This is a genomic window from Microcystis sp. M_QC_C_20170808_M3Col (assembly GCF_007095505.1).
Classification (GTDB): domain Bacteria; phylum Cyanobacteriota; class Cyanobacteriia; order Cyanobacteriales; family Microcystaceae; genus Microcystis.
Window position 1 is genome coordinate 1 of the sequence record NZ_SFBY01000125.1, and the last position, 4,973, is coordinate 4,973.

Annotated in this window: 3 protein-coding genes and 1 pseudogene; 2 read left to right on the forward strand and 2 right to left on the reverse strand. The window is 42.9% G+C overall.

Going from position 1 to position 4,973, the window contains the following annotated elements; all coding sequences use genetic code 11:
* Positions 1–125: 125 nt before the first annotated feature.
* On the forward strand, positions 126–344 hold the full coding sequence (locus EWV84_RS06030; RefSeq protein WP_287077149.1) for a hypothetical protein: 219 nt from the start codon (positions 126–128) through the stop codon (positions 342–344).
* 262 nt (positions 345–606) lie between these two features.
* Here the strand turns inward: EWV84_RS06030 and EWV84_RS06035 are convergent, their stop codons facing one another.
* Together EWV84_RS06035 and EWV84_RS06040 are read right to left on the reverse strand one after the other, a co-directional pair.
* Positions 607–2,505 (reverse strand): NAD(P)H-quinone oxidoreductase subunit F, encoded by a 1,899-nt coding sequence (locus EWV84_RS06035; protein WP_287077151.1) that lies wholly within the window; start codon positions 2,503–2,505, stop codon positions 607–609.
* 253 nt (positions 2,506–2,758) lie between these two features.
* Positions 2,759–3,442, reverse strand: coding sequence for a PHP domain-containing protein (locus EWV84_RS06040; RefSeq protein ID WP_287077153.1), 684 nt, complete (start codon positions 3,440–3,442; stop codon positions 2,759–2,761).
* A 285-nt stretch (positions 3,443–3,727) separates the two neighbouring features.
* Between EWV84_RS06040 and EWV84_RS06045 the strand changes: the two are divergent.
* Positions 3,728–4,934: pseudogene (locus EWV84_RS06045) on the forward strand (RNA-guided endonuclease InsQ/TnpB family protein).
* Positions 4,935–4,973 lie beyond the last annotated feature (39 nt).

Here is a 4,973-nt window from a genome sequence, read left to right on the forward strand (position 1 = left end):
GTGGGGTAAAATCGGTAAGAATAGGCTTTTTCCATGTCTCACATTTTAGCATATATTTGGTAAATGTGTTAATATTTAACAGTAAAGCCGTCGTAAAACGACGGGGTTTCAGACCCAAATTTTCGATGACTGAACGACTTGAGCAGGCGATCGCCCAATTAAAAACCTTGTCAACCGATCAACAGGACGCGATCGCAACCCTAATTTTGGCAGAACTCGAGGAAGAGCAGCGATGGGATGACTCCTTTGCCCGCTCACCAAACTTACTGGCTAAACTAGCAGCCGAAGCAATGGCAGAACATCGATCGGGTAAGACTCAAGAATTAGACCCGGAAACGTTGTGAAGTCTTGTACCACTGCTCGTTTTCGGGAGATGTTTGCTGATCTTCCAAAACCGATTCAAGAGCAGACTCGTAAAGCCTATCGGCAATTCAAAGAAGACCCAAGCTATCCCAGCTTGCGATTCAAGAAAGTCCATCCAAAGCTGCCCATCTATTCGAAGATTTTCTGTTTGAGTCAGGTTTAAGAACAAAGGCATGGGTCAACTGCAATTGCCGGCTTGATTCGATTCGCTATAATTAATGCAGTACCTTTTCTATAAGGGGTTCAACGAGTCAAAAGGGATGACCAATAATCAGTTATCAGTGACCATTGACCGTTTAATAAGAGCCAGATTAATCCCCCTATTCCGAATAGAATAGTCAAGACATAAAACTGCGATTGACCAGAAACATTATACTTTAAGGCACTGCCGCTAAAAATCGTCGCTAAACTGACCAAATTAACCAGACCATCAATAATATAACGATCGAGCCAAGCGGTAATTTTTGACAAGCTCCCCACCGCTAAAACCACGGTAAACTGATAGATGCGATCGAGATAGAAGTCATAAGCGAACAAATCCTGCAAGAATCGCAGGATTAACCCAGTTGGTCTAGCCCAAGCTCGTCTTAACTCTACCATTGACCCGATAACTAGGCCAATTACTCCAGAGGCTATCAGTAAGGGAAAACCCCAGACAATAGTAAAACTCCGGTTATTAAGGAGGGGATTGGTGAAAGATAGCCAAAAATCCCAACGTAGGGGAATAATCGGGGCCAATAAAGCGATTAAAATCAATGCTACCATGGGCAAAGCCATCGGCCAAGCCACTTCCGGGGTGCGATGGGTCTTACTTTGGGTTTGTCCCAAAAAGACTAAACGAAATACCCGCGTGAGATTGATGATGCTAAGACAATTAACAAAGATTAAAACCGCTAATAACCACCAAGGAATCTCCCATTCACCACTTAACCACCGTTTTAACGTCCAAAACATCCCCAGGGGCATTAAAACCGTCATCCCCGCGGAACCTGCTAAAAAAGCCGTGGTCGTAGCCGGCATTCTTGCCCAAATTCCCCCCATTTCCGTGATATTCTGGTTACTGGTGGTGAGAATTAAGGCTCCTGCGCTCATAAACAATAGGGCTTTTGCGACCGCATGGGAGAATAAAATTAGTAAAGCGATATCCACATGACCTAATCCCACCGCAATAAAGACCAAACCGAGATAGGCACTGGTGGAGTGGCATAAAACCCGTTTAATATCAATTTGGGACAACGCCATCAGAGACGTACCAATTGCCGTCATTGTCCCCAACACTATTAAAACATTGGCAGCGATCGGAGATAGGGTAAACACTGGCTGCAGCTTAATTAAAACATAAGCCCCCGCCGAAACCACGATCGAATTCCGCATGATTCCGGCTGGATTGGGTCCCTCCATCGCCTCATCTAGCCACAAATTCAGGGGAAATTGGGCGCATTTACCCGTTGGACCGGCAATAAGGGCTAATCCTAACAAAGTCGCCGTCAAAGGTCCTACAGGGTTATTTACTGCCCAATTTTCTAACTGAGAAAAACTCAATCCTTCTCCGTAACTGGACAGAGCCACCAAACCCATCAATAAAATAATATCGCCGACGCGCTTGGTTAAAAAGGCATCTCGCGCCGCGGTTACTACCAAAGGTTGGGCATACCAAAAACCGACGAGGAGATAGGTAGAGACCGTTAACATCTCTAGGAAAGCGTAACTGAATAGTAGGGAGTCACTCAGGGCAATTCCCCCCAAAGCTGCCTCAAAAAAGCCCATTAAGCCATAAAATCTCGCCAAAGACCAATCCTTTTCCATGTAGCCAAGGGCATAGATTTGGGCCAGGAGACTGATTAGGGTAATCACTTCCAGCGTCCCCAAACTGACGGGAGAAAGTTCGATCGAAAGGGATAAACTAAGATCGGCCACTTTTACCCATTCAAAAGTCAGTTTAATCGTCTCTCGATGCCAAATTTGATTAAAAGCGATCGATCCGTGTATTAACCCTAAGACGGTCATCAATAGGTTAATATAAGCGGCCGGCCGCGGACCGGTGCGACTAATAATGCCTAAAGACCAAGGTAGGGTTAAAATCGAACCAATTAAGCCATAAATGGGAATTAACCAGCAAGTGTAAAGGAATAAATCTTTCATTCAGGGGGTTAGATGTTGGGGATTTCAGTGATCAGTTATCAGTTATCAGTGATCAGTTATCAGGTTTAAGTTTTAAGTTTTAAGTTTTAAGTTTTCAATTTTCAATAAATTTAGGCTCTTTCACTGGTTACTGGTTACTGGTTACTGGTTACTGATCACTGAAAAAGCTGACGGCCATAAAAAACCAATACTCGATCGAGAAGGGATCGAGTTTAGTCAATTTAGTTATTTTACAGTTAATCCCGCAATTGGGCTAAATGCGATGTAATAAAGATTTACCGTGGGAATCGGTGCTACAGGTGGCAAATAATTGGTATTGACGACTCAGAGCGAGTGCTTGTTCGGTTTCCGGTTGACTCGGTAGCCAGGGTTTGGGATTGCCGTAGGCATAAAAAGCCTCAATACCATCAATACCTAATTCTACCGCCGCCGCTACTAAATCGGCCGCGGGACGATGGTAACGAAAGGGATGGGCGAGAACCACTAAGGCCCCCGCTTGCTGTAAACTGTTAATGACTCTAGAGGCCAAAGCTAAATCTCCTTCCGGTTTGACTCTTTGCAGATAGGGAGTCAAGACGGTATGAGTAGGATCGAAACCATAGCCAAGAATATGCACTTCTGTCTCTAAGAGATTCGCCGTAATTTCTACCCCTGTCCAGAGATGGGGTAGAGAACCCTTTAAATGCTCATTTTCTAGCCAAATTTGGGCTTGTTGATAACCTTCGATCGAGTGATGATCAGTAATTGCTAATCCTTTTAGTCCGATATCTAACGCTTGTCTCATCAAGTCTTGGGGACTCATTTGACCATCGGAACAATGGGTGTGCAGATGGAAATTGTAATGGTGGGGACAACTATCATAGCCAATATTTGCCCACACCGCTTTCAGGGCGAGGGTATCTTGAGCTAGGGGTGGAATTGTAGCAGAAACGACCATGCAGTATTGAGGAACTTTCCCAAAGATTACAAATTGTTAACAATCAGCATAGCAAATACCAAAAAAAATTGGGTAGCTGCTGTTACCGGTAATACTAAATCCTGTTTCAAAGGTATGGGGAAGTGGGGCTCACAGGTGTGGGTTTTTTACCTGAAATGTCGGCTTGAAGGCTCTCGGTTTTACCTCGGAGATGAAAAGTTCCGCCAGCATAGAAATAGCGAAGCACGATTGACAACTCAATTCTTAGCGTGCTAGAATAGTTTGCGTAGTAGGTCGGCACGCAAGATGTTCATTTTAGAGTACAAGCTTAGAGGAAAACCATCTCAATATCAAGCCATTGATGAGGCAATTCGGACAGTTCAGTTTGTTCGGAATAAATGCCTTAGATATTGGGAAGATAACAAAGGTGTAGGACAAAAGGATATTTATCGATACACAACCGAATTAAGAAACGAATATTCTTTCGTCAAAGACCTTAACTCTACAGCTTGTCAACAGGCGTGGCGTAGGACTTAGACTGCTATTTTAAGGTTCTCTAACAACTGTAAAAACCAAATCCCTGGCAAAAAGGGATACCCTAAATACTCTAAACGTACTCATTCTATTGAGTTTTAAAAATCAGGCTGGAAGATTAATCGAGATACCAAAAGAATAACTTTCACCGATGGTAAAAACATCGGAGAGTTAAAACTAATTGGTAGTCGAGACTTGTTCTGTTTCCAAGAATGGCAAATTCAAAGGGTGAGAATAGTTAAACGTGCTGACGGGTATTATGGCCAGTTAATGTTAAAACTTGACGTGAGAGATATAACCCCAAAATTAGAGCCTACCAAAAAATGTGTAGGTTTAGACATGGGACTAAAGTATCTTTATGCCGATAGCGACAACAATACAGTAGAACCTCCTAAATATTATCGAAAAGCAGAGAAGCGTCTTAATAAACTAAATAGGAGAAAATCTAAAAAGTTTAGAAGAAGGCAACAGCAGTCTAATAACTACAAAAAGGCTAGACAAAAGTACGCGCTTGGGACATTTAAAAGTAAGTAGGCAGCGAGAAGAGTTTGCTAAAAGATTGGCACTCCGCTTAATTCAGTCAAACGACTTGATAGCCTAGGAAAATTTAAAGGTCAAGAACCTTGTGCATAATAAAAATCTAGCCAAGAGTATCAATGACGCTGGCTGGTCACAATTAAGAAAATGGATTGAGTATTTTGGCATTAAATACGGCAGATTGACTATTGCTGTTAATCCCGCCTATACTAGCCAAGAATGCTTTAATTGTGGCAAGTTAATTAAAAAGTCTCTATCGGTTAGAACCCATGTTTGTTCTTGCGGATATGTAGAAGATAGAGACAAAATGGCGGCATTAAATATACTCAAAAAAGCTACGATAGGGCAGATCGGAAGTTGGTCATCAGACCTAAACGCTTGGGGAGATTTAAGCTCTATTTTGGTTGGTAGCAATACCTGTCAAGACAACTTGAGTCAGTGAACCAAGAATCCCTCGCATGAGAGCGACGGGAGTGTCAAA